The 14975-nt window shown below is 65.8% G+C and carries 14 protein-coding genes; 3 read left to right on the plus strand and 11 right to left on the minus strand.

Annotated features, from left to right (window positions below; genetic code table 11):
* Positions 1–37: 37 nt before the first annotated feature.
* Entirely contained in the window at positions 38–2182 is a 2145-nt protein-coding gene (gene glgX / locus C1925_RS10885; protein WP_108768879.1) for a glycogen debranching protein GlgX, read from the minus strand.
* 608 nt (positions 2183–2790) lie between these two features.
* On the opposite strand from glgX, the gene C1925_RS10890 reads away from it, so the two are divergent.
* Positions 2791–3198 (plus strand): BLUF domain-containing protein, encoded by a 408-nt coding sequence (locus tag C1925_RS10890; protein ID WP_108768880.1) that lies wholly within the window; start codon positions 2791–2793, stop codon positions 3196–3198.
* A gap of 67 nt (positions 3199–3265) precedes the next feature.
* Here the strand turns inward: C1925_RS10890 and C1925_RS21225 are convergent, their stop codons facing one another.
* The 4 genes from C1925_RS21225 to C1925_RS10910 form a co-directional block, all read right to left on the minus strand.
* A complete protein-coding gene (locus tag C1925_RS21225; protein ID WP_108768881.1) occupies positions 3266–3625 on the minus strand; it encodes a helix-turn-helix domain-containing protein in 360 nt (119 codons plus the stop codon).
* A 121-nt stretch (positions 3626–3746) separates the two neighbouring features.
* Complete coding sequence (locus tag C1925_RS10900; RefSeq protein WP_108768882.1) at positions 3747–5054, minus strand: chloride channel protein; 1308 nt, start codon at positions 5052–5054, stop codon at positions 3747–3749.
* 217 nt (positions 5055–5271) lie between these two features.
* The gene (locus C1925_RS21230) at positions 5272–6531 is read right to left on the minus strand and encodes an SHOCT domain-containing protein (RefSeq protein ID WP_216821969.1); all 1260 of its coding nucleotides are present in this window, start codon (positions 6529–6531) and stop codon (positions 5272–5274) included.
* A 62-nt stretch (positions 6532–6593) separates the two neighbouring features.
* On the minus strand, positions 6594–7961 hold the full coding sequence (locus C1925_RS10910; RefSeq protein WP_108768883.1) for an EAL domain-containing protein: 1368 nt from the start codon (positions 7959–7961) through the stop codon (positions 6594–6596).
* 312 nt (positions 7962–8273) lie between these two features.
* Between C1925_RS10910 and C1925_RS10915 the strand changes: the two genes are divergently transcribed.
* A complete protein-coding gene (locus C1925_RS10915) occupies positions 8274–8834 on the plus strand; it encodes a fasciclin domain-containing protein (RefSeq protein ID WP_108768884.1) in 561 nt (186 codons plus the stop codon).
* 55 nt (positions 8835–8889) lie between these two features.
* Here C1925_RS10915 and C1925_RS10920 read toward each other — a convergent pair whose 3' ends face one another.
* The 6 genes from C1925_RS10920 to C1925_RS10945 all read right to left on the minus strand — a co-directional run bounded on the left by C1925_RS10920 (position 8890) and on the right by C1925_RS10945 (position 13936).
* Positions 8890–9258, minus strand: a complete 369-nt coding sequence (locus tag C1925_RS10920; RefSeq protein ID WP_254051298.1) for a hypothetical protein — start codon at positions 9256–9258, stop codon at positions 8890–8892.
* 103 nt (positions 9259–9361) lie between these two features.
* A complete protein-coding gene (locus tag C1925_RS10925) occupies positions 9362–10027 on the minus strand; it encodes a carboxymuconolactone decarboxylase family protein (RefSeq protein ID WP_108768886.1) in 666 nt (221 codons plus the stop codon).
* Positions 10028–10103: 76 nt separating this feature from the next.
* Positions 10104–10583 carry a cupin domain-containing protein gene (locus C1925_RS10930; protein WP_108768887.1) on the minus strand — a complete coding sequence of 160 codons (480 nt, stop codon included), beginning with the start codon at positions 10581–10583 and terminating at the stop codon, positions 10104–10106.
* 37 nt (positions 10584–10620) lie between these two features.
* Positions 10621–11832, minus strand: coding sequence for an MFS transporter (locus C1925_RS10935; RefSeq protein ID WP_108768888.1), 1212 nt, complete (start codon positions 11830–11832; stop codon positions 10621–10623).
* Positions 11832–12866 carry an alpha/beta hydrolase gene (locus tag C1925_RS10940; RefSeq protein ID WP_108768889.1) on the minus strand — a complete coding sequence of 345 codons (1035 nt, stop codon included), beginning with the start codon at positions 12864–12866 and terminating at the stop codon, positions 11832–11834. Before C1925_RS10940 ends, C1925_RS10935 begins: the two co-directional genes overlap by 1 nt.
* Positions 12867–12880: 14 nt before the next feature.
* Positions 12881–13936, minus strand: coding sequence for an NAD(P)-dependent alcohol dehydrogenase (locus C1925_RS10945; protein ID WP_108768890.1), 1056 nt, complete (start codon positions 13934–13936; stop codon positions 12881–12883).
* Positions 13937–14061: 125 nt separating this feature from the next.
* On the opposite strand from C1925_RS10945, the gene C1925_RS10950 reads away from it, so the two are divergent.
* Positions 14062–14958, plus strand: a complete 897-nt coding sequence (locus C1925_RS10950) for a LysR family transcriptional regulator (RefSeq protein WP_108768891.1) — start codon at positions 14062–14064, stop codon at positions 14956–14958.
* The last annotated feature ends 17 nt before the right edge of the window (positions 14959–14975 follow it).

Below are 14975 nucleotides of genomic sequence, written 5' to 3' on the forward strand. Positions count from 1 at the left end.
ACGGAAGCCCCGCGAAAGCGGGGCTTCTTTGCGTGGCTCAGCCAGCAGTCGCTGCCCCGCAACGGAAGACGGTGAGACTGCGCGGTGGGGCGAGGAAGTGACCGGCGCCCAGCACGTCCTGCTCACCCGCAAGCCCAGCATCGGTGGACAGCAGCATCGACCAGCTGAGCGAGGCCCCCTCGTCATCAGGGAGCGTGAAATCCACACCCTCGTGGTAGGCGTTGATCACCACCAGCAAGCTCGCGTCGCTGGCATGCTCGCGCACGCCTGATGCCTGTGCCCTGCCCTCCAGCAGCAGTCCGACCGAGCGCGCGCCCGCGTCATTCCAGTCCTCATCGGTCATCTCCCTGCCTGCGGGATTCAGCCAGGTCAGGTCGCGCACATCGGCCTGTTCGTTGTACTGGCCGTTGAGGAACCGGCCGCGGGTCAGGATCGGATGGCTTTGGCGCAGGGCCAGCACATCGCGGACGAACTGGGCCAGTCGGCCCTCGGTGGTGTCGCGTTCCCAATCAATCCAGGCTGTTTCGTTGTCCTGGCAATAGGTGTTGTTGTTGCCGCCCTGCGTCTGCGCCCGCTCGTCGCCGGCCAGCATCATCGGTGTACCCTGCGAAAGCAGCAGCGTCGCCAGCAGGTTGCGCATCTGCTGCTCGCGCAGCGCGTTGATGCCTGGATCGTCGGTTGGTCCCTCGGCGCCGTGGTTGCAGGACGAATCGTTGTTGGAACCATCACGATTCTCTTCGCCGTTGGCATCGTTGTGCTTTTCGTTGTAGCTGACGAGATCATTGAGCGTGAACCCGTCGTGCGCCGTGATGAAGTTGACCGATGCCCACGGTCGGCGGCCGCGTCGGTCGAACAGGTCCGCCGAGCCGGTGAGCCGCGTAGCAAACTCGGCAAGCTTGCCCTCGTCACCCTTCCAGAAGCTGCGCACGGTGTCTCGGAACTTGTCATTCCACTCTGCCCAGCCCGGCGGGAAGTGCCCGACCTGGTAGCCGCCAGGTCCGCAATCCCACGGCTCGGCAATCAGCTTGACCTGGCTGAGCAGCGGGTCCTGGCCAACCGCATCAAGGAAGCCGCCGCGCTGGTCGAATCCCGTCGGGTCGCGCCCCAGGATGGTTGCGAGGTCGAAGCGGAAGCCGTCGACGTGCATTTCCTGCGCCCAGTAACGCAGGGAATCGCAGACGAAACGGATGGCCTGCAGGTTGCTCAGGTTGAAGGTGTTACCGGTGCCGGTATCGTTGATGTAATAGCGCTTGTCCTCGGCCAGGCGATAGTAGCTGGCATTGTCGATACCCTTGAAAGACAGCGTCGGCCCGAGCTCGTTGCCTTCGGCGGTGTGGTTGTAGACCACGTCCATGAAGACCTCCAGACCTTTCCCGTGCATGGCCTTGACCATGTCGCGGAACTCGTCGCGGTGGCCGCTGGCCAGGTAGCGGCGCTTGGGCGCGAAGAAGGCCAGCGTGTTGTAGCCCCAGTAATTGCGCAGGCCCTTTTCCAGCAGGTAGTTGTCGTCGAGATAGGCGTGGACCGGCAGCAGCTCCACGGCGGTCACACCCAGGCCGTGGATGTAATCCAGCACGGCAGGCTGGGCGAGACCGGCACAGGTTCCTCGCACGTCCTCGCCTACCTCGGGATGGCGCTGGGTGTAACCACGCACGTGGGTCTCGTAAACGACCGTGCGGTTCCAGGGCGTGAGCAGGCGCTCATCCCCTTCCCAGTCATAGGTGTCTTCCACCACCACGGCCTTGGGCATGAACGGTGCGCTGTCACGTTCATCAAAGCTGAGGTCGCCGTCGGGGTGGCCGATGGTGTAGCCGTAGAGCTCATCCGCCCAGGTCAGATCGCCATCGACCTCGCGTGCGTAGGGGTCCAGCAGCAGCTTATGGTGATTGAAACGATGGCCCTCCGCCGGGGCGTAAGGCCCATGCACCCGGTAGCCGTAGCGTTGGCCTGGCTTTACCTCGGGAAGGTAGCCGTGCCAGATCTCGTTGGTGTACTCGGGCAACTCGATGCGCTGCTCGTTACCCTGATCATCGAAGAGGCACAGCTCGACTTTGGTGGCGTGTGCACTGAAGAGCGCGAAGTTCGTGCCTTGGCCATCGAAAGAGGCGCCTTGGGGGAACGGACGCCCTTCGCGGACGCGGGACGGGGTGGCGTAGCGTGTGGATCTGACCTGGTCGCGCATGGGGGATGCTCTGTGTTCCGGTTGCGGGCTTGCAGCCGGGGAGTCGGGAGCATCCCGGTCCGTCTGTAGAGGCCGTGTGGCGGCGGCATCACGCGGATTTGCAGTGGATCCAGATTGCTGAAGATTTCAGGATTCCGATTCTCCGGATGCCGATGGACGCCCAGAGGTTGGCAGGCTGTCAAAGACGCCCTGGCCTATGGCCTGGCGATTGCTGCAGTGGGTGCAGCTGACAACGGCGCCACCGGAAATCGCCGTCAGCCCCAGCGGCTCGCGCGCGACAAAGTCGCTGTCGCAGGCATGACAGTGAGCATGCACCGTCACAATGCGGGGTCCCGCCCCGCGCTCCTTGTCGCATTCAACCCGGTCCAGTCGAAACCGGCCTGTTTCGCCGGCTGCACCGCAGCTGTAGTGTCCCTCTCGCTCGCACATGTGATGTCCAGCCGTGATGTTTGCCGCAGCATCCCGGTTATGGGGAGAACGTGGCGTGCTGCACCGTTGATCCCCGCGTGAAGCCGCGTCGAGCGACGGCGGCCTATCAGCCGGAAATGGACAAGCGTGGACCGGCGGGAAGGAGTACCTTGAATCCTCGAACCTGACCGGACTGACCCATGTTGCGTGCTGTTGCCTACCGAAGCGTCGCTGTGCCGGGCATTGATGCCCCCCGCCTAGAACGCATCGTGCACGGCGCCCAGCGCTTCAACCGGATGGCGGGCGTCACCGGCGCAATGCTGTTTGATGGCGCCCGCTTCCTGCAGTACATCGAAGGGCCGGAGGATGGTATCGAGGGTGCCATCGGCCGTATCAGGTCCAGCAGTGACCATGAGCGGCTGCATATGCTTGGCGACAGTGTGATCGAAACCCGTCGATTCCCGTCCTGGGATATGAGCTGCCTGATGCAACCCAATACCGTACTCGATCGCCTGTTCGTTGCGCCTTGGGGAAGCATGGACCGTTCGCTGGATCCCGCTGGGAATCCTGTCGGCGGCCTGCTGCTCCTGCGCCGGTTGATCGATTGACCTGAAAACGGCAGAGACAGCGTTTCAGCGCAGGGATGCATATCGATGGCAACAGGCCAGTAACCCTTCAATCCAAGGCCACAGTGAAACGTGTGGCCAACGCGGACGCGACCACTGCACCACGATGCCGCTTCAGCTCAACCAGTCCATAGCCCTGCATCATCTTCAGCGTGCGCGAGAGACTGGACACCCTGCGCCCGCTCAGCTCTGCGAGTTCGGTCAACGATTGCGGCTGGCGCTTGTGCAACAACTGCAGGAGTTGGCGGTTCTCATCGCTCAGCACTGCGGCCAGTGAGGACAGCGATGCAAAGACGATCGTATCGGGCAGATGTTGCGGCGGTGAGGATCGCCCTTCCCGCTCGCCGCCGATGATGCATCGCCGGCAGTCGGTCGTGGGCTGGGTTGAGGGGCTGTCTGGTTCTGCCATGGAAGCGCGATCGTTCGTGCGGTATCGCAGCGTCGCGCCTCGCATCTGGCTGGGATTGAACAAACGGCGCAAAGGTACGGTCGGGGGCTGTGCCGCACGGTTTGCCGGTCAGCAGCCGGCCCTACCGGGCTTTATTGGGAAGCAGCTGCTCGGCCAGGCCGCGATAGATCGGCACCGGGCACACCAGCCCGGACACTGCACGGGCGATCAGCACCGTGGCCAGGATCGGCAGAAGGAGGTCACCGCTGTCGGTCAGCTCAAGCGAGATCACCGCCGACGTCAGCGGCGCCTGGGTCACGCCGGTGAGGTAGGCGCACATGCCCAGCAGCACGAACGCGCGCGGGTCGACCGCGGGCATCAGTGCGGCCAGGTTGTGCCCGATGCCGGCGCCCACGGCCAGTGCCGGCGAGAAAAGGCCGCCGGGAATGCCTGCAATGTACGAAGCCAGGTTGGCGACTAGTTTCATCAAGCCGAACTCGTGGCCCACCTCGGCGTGGCCCTGCACCAGGCTGCGTGCCTGCTCATAGCCGGTGCCGTATGCACCATCGCCGAACGCCGCAGCCAAGCCAACCACCACCAGCCCACAACCTGCAGCGAGCAGCACCGGGTGCCGTTGCCGCAGCGTGCCCAGCCAGCGCGGGCGGCCGGCAACACTGGCCAGCACCAGGCGGGCGAAGACCCCGCCCAACAGGCCGGCCACTACTCCGCACATCAGAATGGCCAACCAGGCCTGGCCCAGCGGCATACGCGCAGTCACGTGGCCGAAGTAGGTGTAATTGCCCAGGAGGCCCAGCGAAACCACACCGCCCACGATGACCGCGGTCAACAGCGTGCCCGAGAACCGATGCTCGAAGCGCCCGCTCAACTCTTCAATGGCGAACACGATGCCCGCCAACGGTGTATTGAAGGCAGCAGCGATGCCCGCCGCACCGCCTGCGAGCAGGAAGTGGGAAAGCTCCTTCGGGTCCTTGAAGCCGAACCAGCGGCCGAACAGATACATCAGGCTGGCGCCGACGTGGACGGTGGGGCCCTCGCGGCCAACCGATGCGCCACCGAGCAGGGAGAGCGAGGTCAACAGGAGTTTGCCGGCGGAAACGCCGGGTGAGAGATTGACCTGCCGGAAGGTCTCATCGGGCTTTTCCAGCGCGGCGATGACCTGGGGAATGCCGCTTCCCCGGGTCGGGCGCAGGGCGCCGCTGGTCAGCCAGGCCAGTAGCGCGAAGATACCCGGTGTGAGCAGCAGCGCCCACCACGGTGAGTGGTCGATGGCGCGCTGGAACAGGCCGAACGCCGCGTCGCTGGCCTTGGCGAACAGGATGGCGACCAGCGCGACGGCGACTGCGCCGATCCACTGCGCGGCGCGGCGACGCCAGGCCTCGCTGCGCAGGTGGCCGGCCAGAGAGGCCTGGATGCGGCGGAACGGGTTCATGCGGACCAGTATGGTCAGTCTCGGTCGCCCGGGAAAGCAGGTGCCGTGGCGGCCCACCTTGCGGCATGCGGTGGTTGGGCCGGGAACATCTGGCGCCAGCCACTACCAGTGCGTGGCGTTACAGCCCTGGGTCCGACAGTCCCGGTTGATCATTCGGACGACGTCCCAGCAGCCAATGGAGACCGCTGGGGCGCGCGTGCGGCAGGCGCAATGGCTGTCAGGACTTGGGTTCGGGCGCCAGGATGCGCTGTTTCGCAGCCTCAAACTCGGCCTCGCTGAGCACGCCGCTGGCCTTCAGGTCTGATAGTTTCTTCAGCTCGTCAGCCAATGAGGACGCGGCCCCGCTGCTGGCCGGCGTCGCCCTGGCTGCCGCTGTCTCCACCGGAGCTGGCGGCAGGAGCTGCGCTCCCTTGGCGCACTGCGTGGCCAGGATGTCGTAGTCCCCACCGTTGCCAAGTTCCAGGTACTTGACCACCCCGCTCTCGCCAAGGACCACAACAAAGGCACTGGTGCCGGCATAGCCGCCCATGCGGTTCCTGGCATTGACGGTACCGCAGGTCCAATAGCCTTCGACTTCCTTCTGGAACATCGGCCGCCAGGCTCCCTCGAGGAAGCCGTAGGGCATGTCGATACGGGCGGAATCCGGGTCGATCAACCTTGCGCGTACCGCGCGCTCGGTCACCTGGCGATACATCGCGAAATCCGGTTCGGAGTCTTTGTAAAGCGTCTCTCCGCCCGGCCACTGCTCGGTTGCCCGGACAAGCGTCCGATAGCGGTCAGCCCCCATCGCCTGAGTGATCTGCGCTTGCCCACGGCGCAACGAGCCAAGCACGCGCTCGCGCATCGGCCGGCTCCAGTGTGCTTCGGCGATGGCATCCTGCAGCGCGACGTAGCGGGCTCCCGCAAGCTGGCGCTCCTGAGTGCCCTTGGTGGCTGCAAGGCAGCGGAACCTCATCTCCGAACCGAAAGCGCCCTGATCGTCGCGCTCTCCAAGGATGGCGGCGCACTCCTGCGGCTTGCCACGCGCAGCGGCATCCAGGCCGGCCAGCAGGTTTTCGATGCGGGGCCGGGAATTACCGCAGACCAGCGGAACTTCGCTCTTCGCACCATTGCGCTCGATCGCGAGCGGGATGGTGGAGCCCGGTGAGAGGGTCTTGAGGATGGCAACCGCCGTGGAGGTAGCCTGCCCGGTGATTTCCTTGCCATTGACGGAAAGAAGCCGATCGCCCAGCCTCAGTACCTCGGTGTTGTACGTACCGACCACGACGGCAGCGTCATCCAGCCGAGCGCCCAGGTCGCACCTGTCCATCGGCTCGCCGCCAGCCCGGAGTGTCTGCGCCGCCTCTTTGGCAAGCGCTTTTACTTCTTTGCCACTCTGCGCCGCGCAGGTACCAGACACGGCAAGAGCCGACGCCAGGAGAACCGAATAGTGGAAAACATCCTTGAACACAAACTCCCCCTGATAAATCAATCGCACCTCGTGTGCTGCGCGATTGTAGCTGCGGACGCGAGCTATCTCACCTGCTGCAGCTGAGGGCTCTAGCCAGCGCTGCGGGGCACCACCAGACAGTGGCCTCTCAGCCAGCTGGCCAGTTCCGCCTTCGGCATCGGCTTTGCAAACAGATAGCCCTGGAAGTGATCACAACCCAGGCCCACCAGCAGGTCACGCTGCGCGCTGGTTTCCACGCCTTCGGCCAGCGCGCTCATGCCCATCACCTGGGAAATCTCCACGATCTTGCCCAGCAGGTGCTGCGCGCGCTCCTGGGTGGTGGCCTCGTCGACGAAGTTGCGGTCGATCTTCAACTTGCGTACCGGCAGCGTGCGCAACGTGGACAGGCCGGAGAAACCGGTGCCGAAGTCGTCCAGCGCCCAGGTCACGCCCAGCGCTTCCAGCGCCTTCATCTTCTCGATCGTCTCAGCGGTTTCCGCCGACAGTGCCGACTCGGTCAGTTCCAGCTCGATCAACGCCGGGTTTACCCCCGCCTCGCGGATGACGGCGCTGATGGCCGCAACGAAGCTCTCATCCAGCAGTTGGATGGGGCTGATGTTGACCGCAACCCGCAGGTCGCGGGTCTCTGCCTGGCCAGACCACTGCGCCAGCAGATCACAGGCCTGGCGCAGCACCTCAAGCCCGATGTCCCGGATCGCGCCGCTCTCCTCGGCCTGCGCAATGAAGGCACCCGGCGGCAGCAGTTCGCCCGAAGGACGCCGCCAGCGCACCAGCGCTTCCACGCCGGTCACCACACCATTGCCGCGCACCTGCGGCTGGTAGTGCACTTCGATCTCACCGTTGCGCACTGAACGACCCAGCTCGCGCTCCAGGCGCAGCCGGTTGCCGATGTCCTTGCGGTAGATCGCAAAAATCGCGGCCAGCAGGGTCATCGAGATGACCGTATTGGAGCGGGCGCCCCACACGCGCACTTCGATTGGCGGCGAGGTGCCGGGCGCCAGGAAATCCAGCGCGCCGATAGCAAACGCTGCGAACGTGGCCAGGCAGACCAGCGGGAACACCAGTGAGCCATAGCGCTCGCGCGCATCGAAGGTGAAAGCTGCACCCGCCGCGAGCGGCAGCAGGAACAAGTGTCCCGAGCGCGGCACCCAGGCAATCGGGGCATCGATCACCGCCACGCCCACCACGGACAGGAAGACGCCGTGGGCGACGATCAACAAAGACGTGGCATCGGCGCGACGGCTGCGCGCCAGGGCGAGAACGCCGACCGCCATCACGCCAAGGAAGGGCGCGGCCAGCTCGGCGCGGTCGACGTAGAGGTAGCACGCCGTCCAGCCCAGTCCCAGGAGAATGCATGAGACGCCGGCCAGCTTCAGAATAGTGCCGATCTTCCTGCGGCGCGGCGCCTCCTGGAACTTCGGCAGGCCCTGCCATTTCCGCGCTGCTCTGTTGGGCATCTACCGAAGCATCCTTTTGGCATCCGGAGCGCGCGTGGTCGCGCCCCGGAGAAAGGTTAGCAAAGGTCGCGCCCCGGCCAAATAGTGTCGATTTTCTGGCGCGGGCCCACCATGCGCCCGCTGATCCTCGTCACGTCTCGTCAACGTCGTTGAACCATTCAAAAGACGCTTGAAATCCGCTGCATCCAACCGGCATCGATGACACGTAGAGGTAGGCACAACGCGCTGCGAAAGCTGCCACTGGCGCGTTATCCGCAGGCACCCCTGCATTCATCAAGAGGCCGAACGGCCTCGTCCAACGAGGAAACGAACATGCGTAGCCAGATCCAGCGTCTTGCCATTGCCGCGGGTATTACGGTCGCCTGTACCGCACCTGCAGTGTTTGCCGCCGACAACCCGATGGTGGGCGGGGCACCGATGTATGCCAACAAGACCATCGTGGAAAATGCCTCCACGGCCAAGAACCTCAGCACCTTGGTGGCTGCGGTGAAGGCCGCCGGCCTGGTCGATACGCTGAGCGGCAAGGGCCCGTTCACCGTGTTCGCGCCCGCCAACGAGGCCTTCGAAAAGCTGCCGGCCGGTACCGTGGATACGCTGCTGAAGCCTGAAAACAAGGCCAAGCTGACCAAGCTGCTGACCTACCACGTGGTATCGGGCACCTACACCTCGACCCAGCTGACCGCCGCCGCCCGCAGCCACGGTGGCACCAGCACGCTGAAGACCGTGCAGGGCGAGCCGCTGACGGTGAAGCTGCAGGATGGCAAGGTCTGGGTGATCGATGCCAAGGGCGGCAAGGCCTCGGTGACGACCGCTGATGTCATGCAGTCCAACGGCGTGGTGCATGTGGTCGACAGTGTGTTGATGCCGAAGTGACACCTGCCGGCGGGGCCCATGCTCATGCATGGGCTCTGCTCTTCGGCAACCGCGCTCAGTGCGCCTGCTGCGGCCGGCGCGCGTCCAGTGCTTCCTTGATGCGTGCAATATCGCGTCCGCCCGCGTCGGCAAGACGACGTACCTGCTGCCGCTCTTTCGGCGGCAACGGCGCTGCCTGATCGTGCGGAGCGGCTTCCACCAACCTGGCCACCGCTTTGCGCAAAGGCAGCTCGGGGTACAACCGCGCGGCACACCAGCGCTCAGCGAAGCGTTTGCCCTGGCGGATGCTGGCGGCACGCACATCCTTGGTCTGCCACATCTTCTGCCCCTTCATCCAGAGCCGGACGCCCGGCCGCCCGTCCGGAATGACCGCAGCCACCTCGCGCGCGTTCCACCACAGCGCCCAGCGCTCGCCGGTCTGCACCCAGCCGGATGGGGTGGGGGCGCGCTGGAAGCCGTGATGTGCGGAGGACGTAAGCATGGCCCAGAGAATACGGAGGGCGGTCTCACGGTCTGCGACGTCTGCGCTACGGCTGCATTTTTCGCTGCAGCGCCTGCCGGACACGCTGCGCCGGCACCGCGTCCACGCGCGCGTCCAGGGTGTCCGCCAGCTCGGCCAGTGCGCCCTGCTCCACGCCGATGTTCACGCTCATCCCGATGTGGGCGAATACCTGCGCCTCCGCGCCTTCGATCATGGACAACATGCTGAGCGTTGCCAGTTCGCGGCTCTGCCAGTCCAGGTTGTCGCGCGCGAAGAGATTGCCGAACAGGTGGGTGCGCAGGTACGTATTGGCCTCGGGCGCGAAATCAAACAGCGGACCCGCCACCGGGGCTCCAGCCAGCCGCGTCTGGTTGTCCGTGCCGACCCTCAACAAGGCCTCGCCCTGCGGCGCAGGTGTGCTGGGTTGGCGCCCGGGGTCGTCGTGCAGGCCACGCGCCGCGCGTGCCTGCACGACCTCCATCAACTGGCCCAGTGCATTGAGGCTGCGGGGAAAGCCTGCGTAGGCGTAGAGCTGCAGCAGCACCTCGCGTACCTCGCTGATGCTGAGGCCCGCATCCAGTCCCGCGTGCAGCGCGGGCTTCAGGCACTCGAGGTTGCCTGAGGCCGCGAACGCTGCAATCGGAACCAGCGCCTGCTGCCGGGGGCTCAGCGATGCAAGGGCCGGCGTTTCGTTACGGGTCGGGTTATTCATGGGCAAGGGTTCCCGTGCGTTCGTGGCGGGCAGCCCCGCCAGGATGAGCGTGGTCAGCAGCAGCCAGGAGGTGGTTCTAGCGGGCGTTGTACTGCGCATCGTCCACCTTCTCCATCCACTCCACGTTGCGGCCATCAATCGTGCCGGTCACGGCGAGGTGGGTCATGGCGGTACCGGGGGCGGCGCCGTGCCAGTGCTTTACGCCCGGCGGGCACCAGACAACGTCGCCGGGACGGATGACCTGTACCGGCTTGCCCCACTCCTGCACCAGCCCTACCCCGCTGGTGACCAGCAGCCGCTGGCCGGCCGGATGGGTGTGCCAGGCCGAGCGCGAGCCCGGCTCGAAGGTGACCAGGCCGCCGGATGCAGGAATGCCGCCCTCGGCCGGCCAGACCGGGTCGATCCGCACGCGGCCGGTGAAGTACGCCTCTGGGCCGGGCTGCGATGCCTGCTCGCCAGCGCGGGCGATGGTCTGCTGGCCCGCGTCGGCTGCGTCGGCATGCGCGGCAGGCAGCGCGGTGGCGCCCAGGGCGAGCATGAGGAAGGGAGTATTCATGGTGTTTGCTCCTGCGTGGAGGGTTCAGCCTGAATGTTCAGGCGGGCTCGGATTGACTGCGGGTTACATGTGGCGACAGCGGGCGTTGACCCGCCGCGGTGCGCCAGGCCAGGACGGCGGCCACGCCAAGGACGCCGGCGCTGGCGGCGAAGGTGCTGCCATGGCCACCGTGGTCGTACAGTGCGCCGCCCAGAGTGGAGCCCACGGCAATGGAGCACTGCACGACCGCCACCATCAGACCGCCGCCGGCCTCGGCGTCGTCCTTGAAGGTGTCCGCCAGCCAGCTCCACCAGCCCACCGGCGCTGCGGTGGCGAGCAGGCCCCACGCCGAGAGCAGTGCGGCCACCGGCCAGAGCTGGGCGCCGAACGGCACCAGCAGCACGGCGATGGCGGCCATCAGCATGGGAGTGGCCACCAGCGTGCGGTACAGCCCATGCGCGAGAGCGCGGCCAACCAGTACGGTGCCGATGAAACCGGATACCCCGATGGCCAGCAGCACCATCGATACCGCTGTAGCGCCCGCATGGGTGACGGTTTCCAGGAACGGACGGACATAGGTGAACAGCGCGAACTGGCCCATGAAGAAGGCACCACAGGCGGCCATGCCCCAACGCACCGGCCGGCGCCGCAGCAGTGCCAGCACGTTGCCTGGCGCGGCGGCGGTGCGTGCAGGCATGCGCGGCAGGCTGGCCCACTGCCAGGCGAACGCCAGCGCCGCGACCGGAAGCAGGCACAGGAACGCACCGCGCCAGCCGATGATCCCACCGAGATAGCTGCCCAGCGGCGCGGCGACCACCGTGGCCAGCGCATTGCCGCCGTTGAAGATGGCGAGGGCGCGAGGGACCTGCGCGTGGGGAACCAGGCGCATGGCGGTCGCTGCCGACAGCGACCAGAAGCCGCCGACGACCACGCCGATGAGTGCGCGCCCGGCCATGTACACCGCATAGCTGTGCGCGGTGGCCACGACTACGCCGGACACCGCCATCAGCGCAGTGAGCAGCAACAGGACCGTACGCCTGTCCAAACGTCCTGCCAGGCGCGCAATCGACAGGCTGGTGAGCACGGCAAACGCGCCGGAGATGGCAATGCCATAGCCCGCCAGCCCCTCGCTCACCCGCAGGTCGGCGGCCAGCGGCGTGAGCAGGCTGACCGGCATGAACTCCGAGGCGATCAGTGCAAACACGCACAGGGTCATCGCGAACACGCCACCCCAATGTGCGCGTGCCGGTGCGTGCTGGGTGTCTGCCATCACGGTGCCGCCAGTCCCTTCTGGAAGAACGTGGTCAGCCGGGTGAAGGGAATCAGCTGGGTGCGGTCGTAGAGGTCCACATGCCCTGCCCCTTTCACCCAATAGAGCTCCTTCGGCTCGCCCGCACGGCGATACGCGTCTTCGCTGAACTCACGCGAGTGGGCCTGGTCGCCGCTGATGAACAGCATCGGGCGCGGCGCGATGGTTTCGATATCGTTGAACGGATAGAAGTTGAGGAACTTCACCAGACTGCTGAACAGCGGCATGGTGGTCTGGTCCGCCTGCTGCCCCGGAGGGGTGTAGGCGCCCCGCGGGGTCCGGTAGAAATCGAAGAACTCACGCTGTACGTCCGGCGTATCCGCGCTGATCTCGGTGACCGTGCCCGGCACATAACGTGGTTGGGCACCATTGAATTCCGCCTGGCGCTGTTCGATGGCGGACTGGATCATCGCCTGGCGCTGGGCAAGGCTCTGCGATGCATTGAGGCCATTGCGCATGGCCGCGCCCATGTCGTACATGCTGACGGTGGCGATGGCCTTGATGCGCGGATCGATCTTCGCCGCGCTGATCACGAAGCTGCCGCTGCCGCAGATGCCCAGCGCGCCGATGCGGCGGGCATCAACGGTCGGCTGGGTCGCCAGGTAATCCACGGCGGCACTGATGTCATCGGCGTAGATTTCCGGCGCGACCATGTGACCCGGTGCCCCTTCGCTCCCGCCCCAGAAGGAGAGGTCGATGGCCAGGGTGACGAAGCCCTGCTCGGCCAGCCTCTGCGCATAGAGATTGGAGCTCTGCTCCTTCACCGCGCCCATCGGGTGGCCGACCACGATGGCCGGGTACTTCGTGCCGGGTGTGTGGTCCTTGGGCAGGAACAGGTTGCCAGCCACCTTCATCTGGTACTGGTTGTTGAACGTCACCTTCTGCGAGGTAACGCGCTCGCTGCGGTAGAAATTGTCGGCGCCGCGGGAGAGGTCCTGCGCGGACGCCGTCATCGAGCCGGCCAGCAGGCCAGCAAGGAGGAGGAAATGCTTCATGGTCGGGGGTCTCTTCAGGCAGAAAGCGTGGCGGTATCCATCACGAAGCGGTACTTCACGTCGCCCTTGAGCATGCGCTCGTAGGCTTCGTTGATCTCATCGGCACGGATCAGCTCGATGTCGGCGACTACGCCGTGCTCGGCACAGAAATCGAGCATCTCCTGCGTCTCGGCAATGCCACCGATCATCGACCCGGCCAGCGTGCGGCGCTTCATGATGAGGTTGAACACCGCTGGCGACGGATGCGGCGTTGCCGGTGCACCGACCAGCACCATGCCGCCATCGCGCTTGAGCAGGACCAGGTAGGCGTCGAGATCGTGCGGGGCGGCCACGGTGTTGATGATCAGATCGAACGATTTCGCGTGCGCGGCCATTTCGTCTGCCGAACGGGACACGACTACTTCATCGGCACCGAGCGCCAGGGCCGCTTCGCGCTTGCTTTCCGAGGTGGTGAACGCCACCACGTGTGCACCCAGCGCATGGGCCAGCTTCACGCCCATGTGGCCCAGGCCGCCGATGCCCACGATGCCGACCTTGCTGCCCGACCCGGCGTTCCAGTGCTTCAGCGGCGACCAGGTGGTGATGCCGGCGCACAGCAGGGGTGCGACGGCGGCCAGCTGGTCTTCCGGATGGCGGACGTGCAGCACGTAGCGCTGGTGCACGACGATCTGCTCCGAGTAGCCACCGAGGGTATGGCCCGGCGCGTCGGCGGTGGCGCCGTTGTAGGTGCCGACCATGTTGTCGCAGTAGTTCTCCAGGCCATCGCCGCAGTCCTGGCAATGCCGGCAACTGTCGACGATGCAGCCGACGCCGACCAGATCGCCCGCTTTGAAGCCCTGCACCTGGGCGCCCACGGCGACCACGCGGCCGACGATCTCGTGCCCGGGCACGCAGGGGAACAGGGTGCCGGCCCACTCGGCACGGGCCTGGTGCAGGTCCGAGTGGCAGATGCCGCAGTAGGCGATGGCGATCTGGACGTCATCGGCGCCGGCTGCGCGGCGGGTGATGTCGATGGCTTCAAGGGGGCGATCGCCCGCGTGGGCGCCGTAGGCTTTGACGGAGAGGGGCATGGCCGCTGCATCCTGGGATGGGGAGTGGTCACCATTCTGACCAGACCCCATTGCCTTGATTAGCCAATGGAACCTTTTAGGGTCTATTAGCGCACCTAATCAATCCGCCATGCCACACTGGCTCCATGGCCAGACGCAATCTCAACGATCTCCTTGCCTTCGTCACCGTCGCCCGGGAAGGCAGCTTCACCCGCGCGGGGGCCGTGCTGGGGGTCTCCCAGTCGGCACTGAGCCAGGCCATCAAGGCGCTGGAAGAGCGGCTGCAGATCCGACTGCTGACCCGCACCACGCGCAGCGTCTCGGCCACGCCGGCTGGCGAGCGCCTGCTGGAGGCAATCGGGAATCGCTTTGATGAAATCGAGGCCGAGCTGGATGCATTGACCGAGCTGCGCGAGAAACCCGCCGGCACCGTGCGTCTCACCTGCGGCGACCACGTGCTGCGCACAGTGCTGCTGCCGCGGCTGCTGCCACTGATGCAGCGCTACCCGGACGTGAACATCGAATTCGACGTGAACTATGGCCTGCGTGACATTGTTGCCGATCGCTTCGATGCCGGGGTCCGCCTGGGCGAGAGCATCGACCGCGACATGGTCGCACTGCCGATCGGTCCACCGCTGCGCATGGCCGCGGTAGCGACGCCGGACTACTTCAACCGGCACCCGGCGCCGAAAGTGCCGGCTGACCTGACCGCGCACAACTGCATCAACATGCGCTTCCCCACCACCGGTGGCCTGTACGTCTGGGAATTCGAGCGACGCGGCCGGCAGGTGAATGTGCGGGTGGATGGACAGGCGACCTTCAACAGTTCGCCGCACATCGTGCTGGCAGCGCTGCAAGGCCTCGGCATCGCCTTCCTGCCCGAAGAAGAGTTCGCGCCGCACCTGCAGGAAGGGCGGCTGGTGCGCACGCTGCAGGACTGGTGCCCGCCCTTCTCCGGCTATCACCTGTATTACCCGAGCAGGAAGCAGCACTCCCCTGCATTTGCGCTGGTCATCGAGGCGCTGCGGGTTGCGGCCGATTGACAGACCGGGCCCCGGCA

Origin of the sequence: Stenotrophomonas sp. SAU14A_NAIMI4_5 (assembly GCF_003086795.1) — a bacterium.
In the GTDB taxonomy this organism is placed as follows: domain Bacteria; phylum Pseudomonadota; class Gammaproteobacteria; order Xanthomonadales; family Xanthomonadaceae; genus Stenotrophomonas.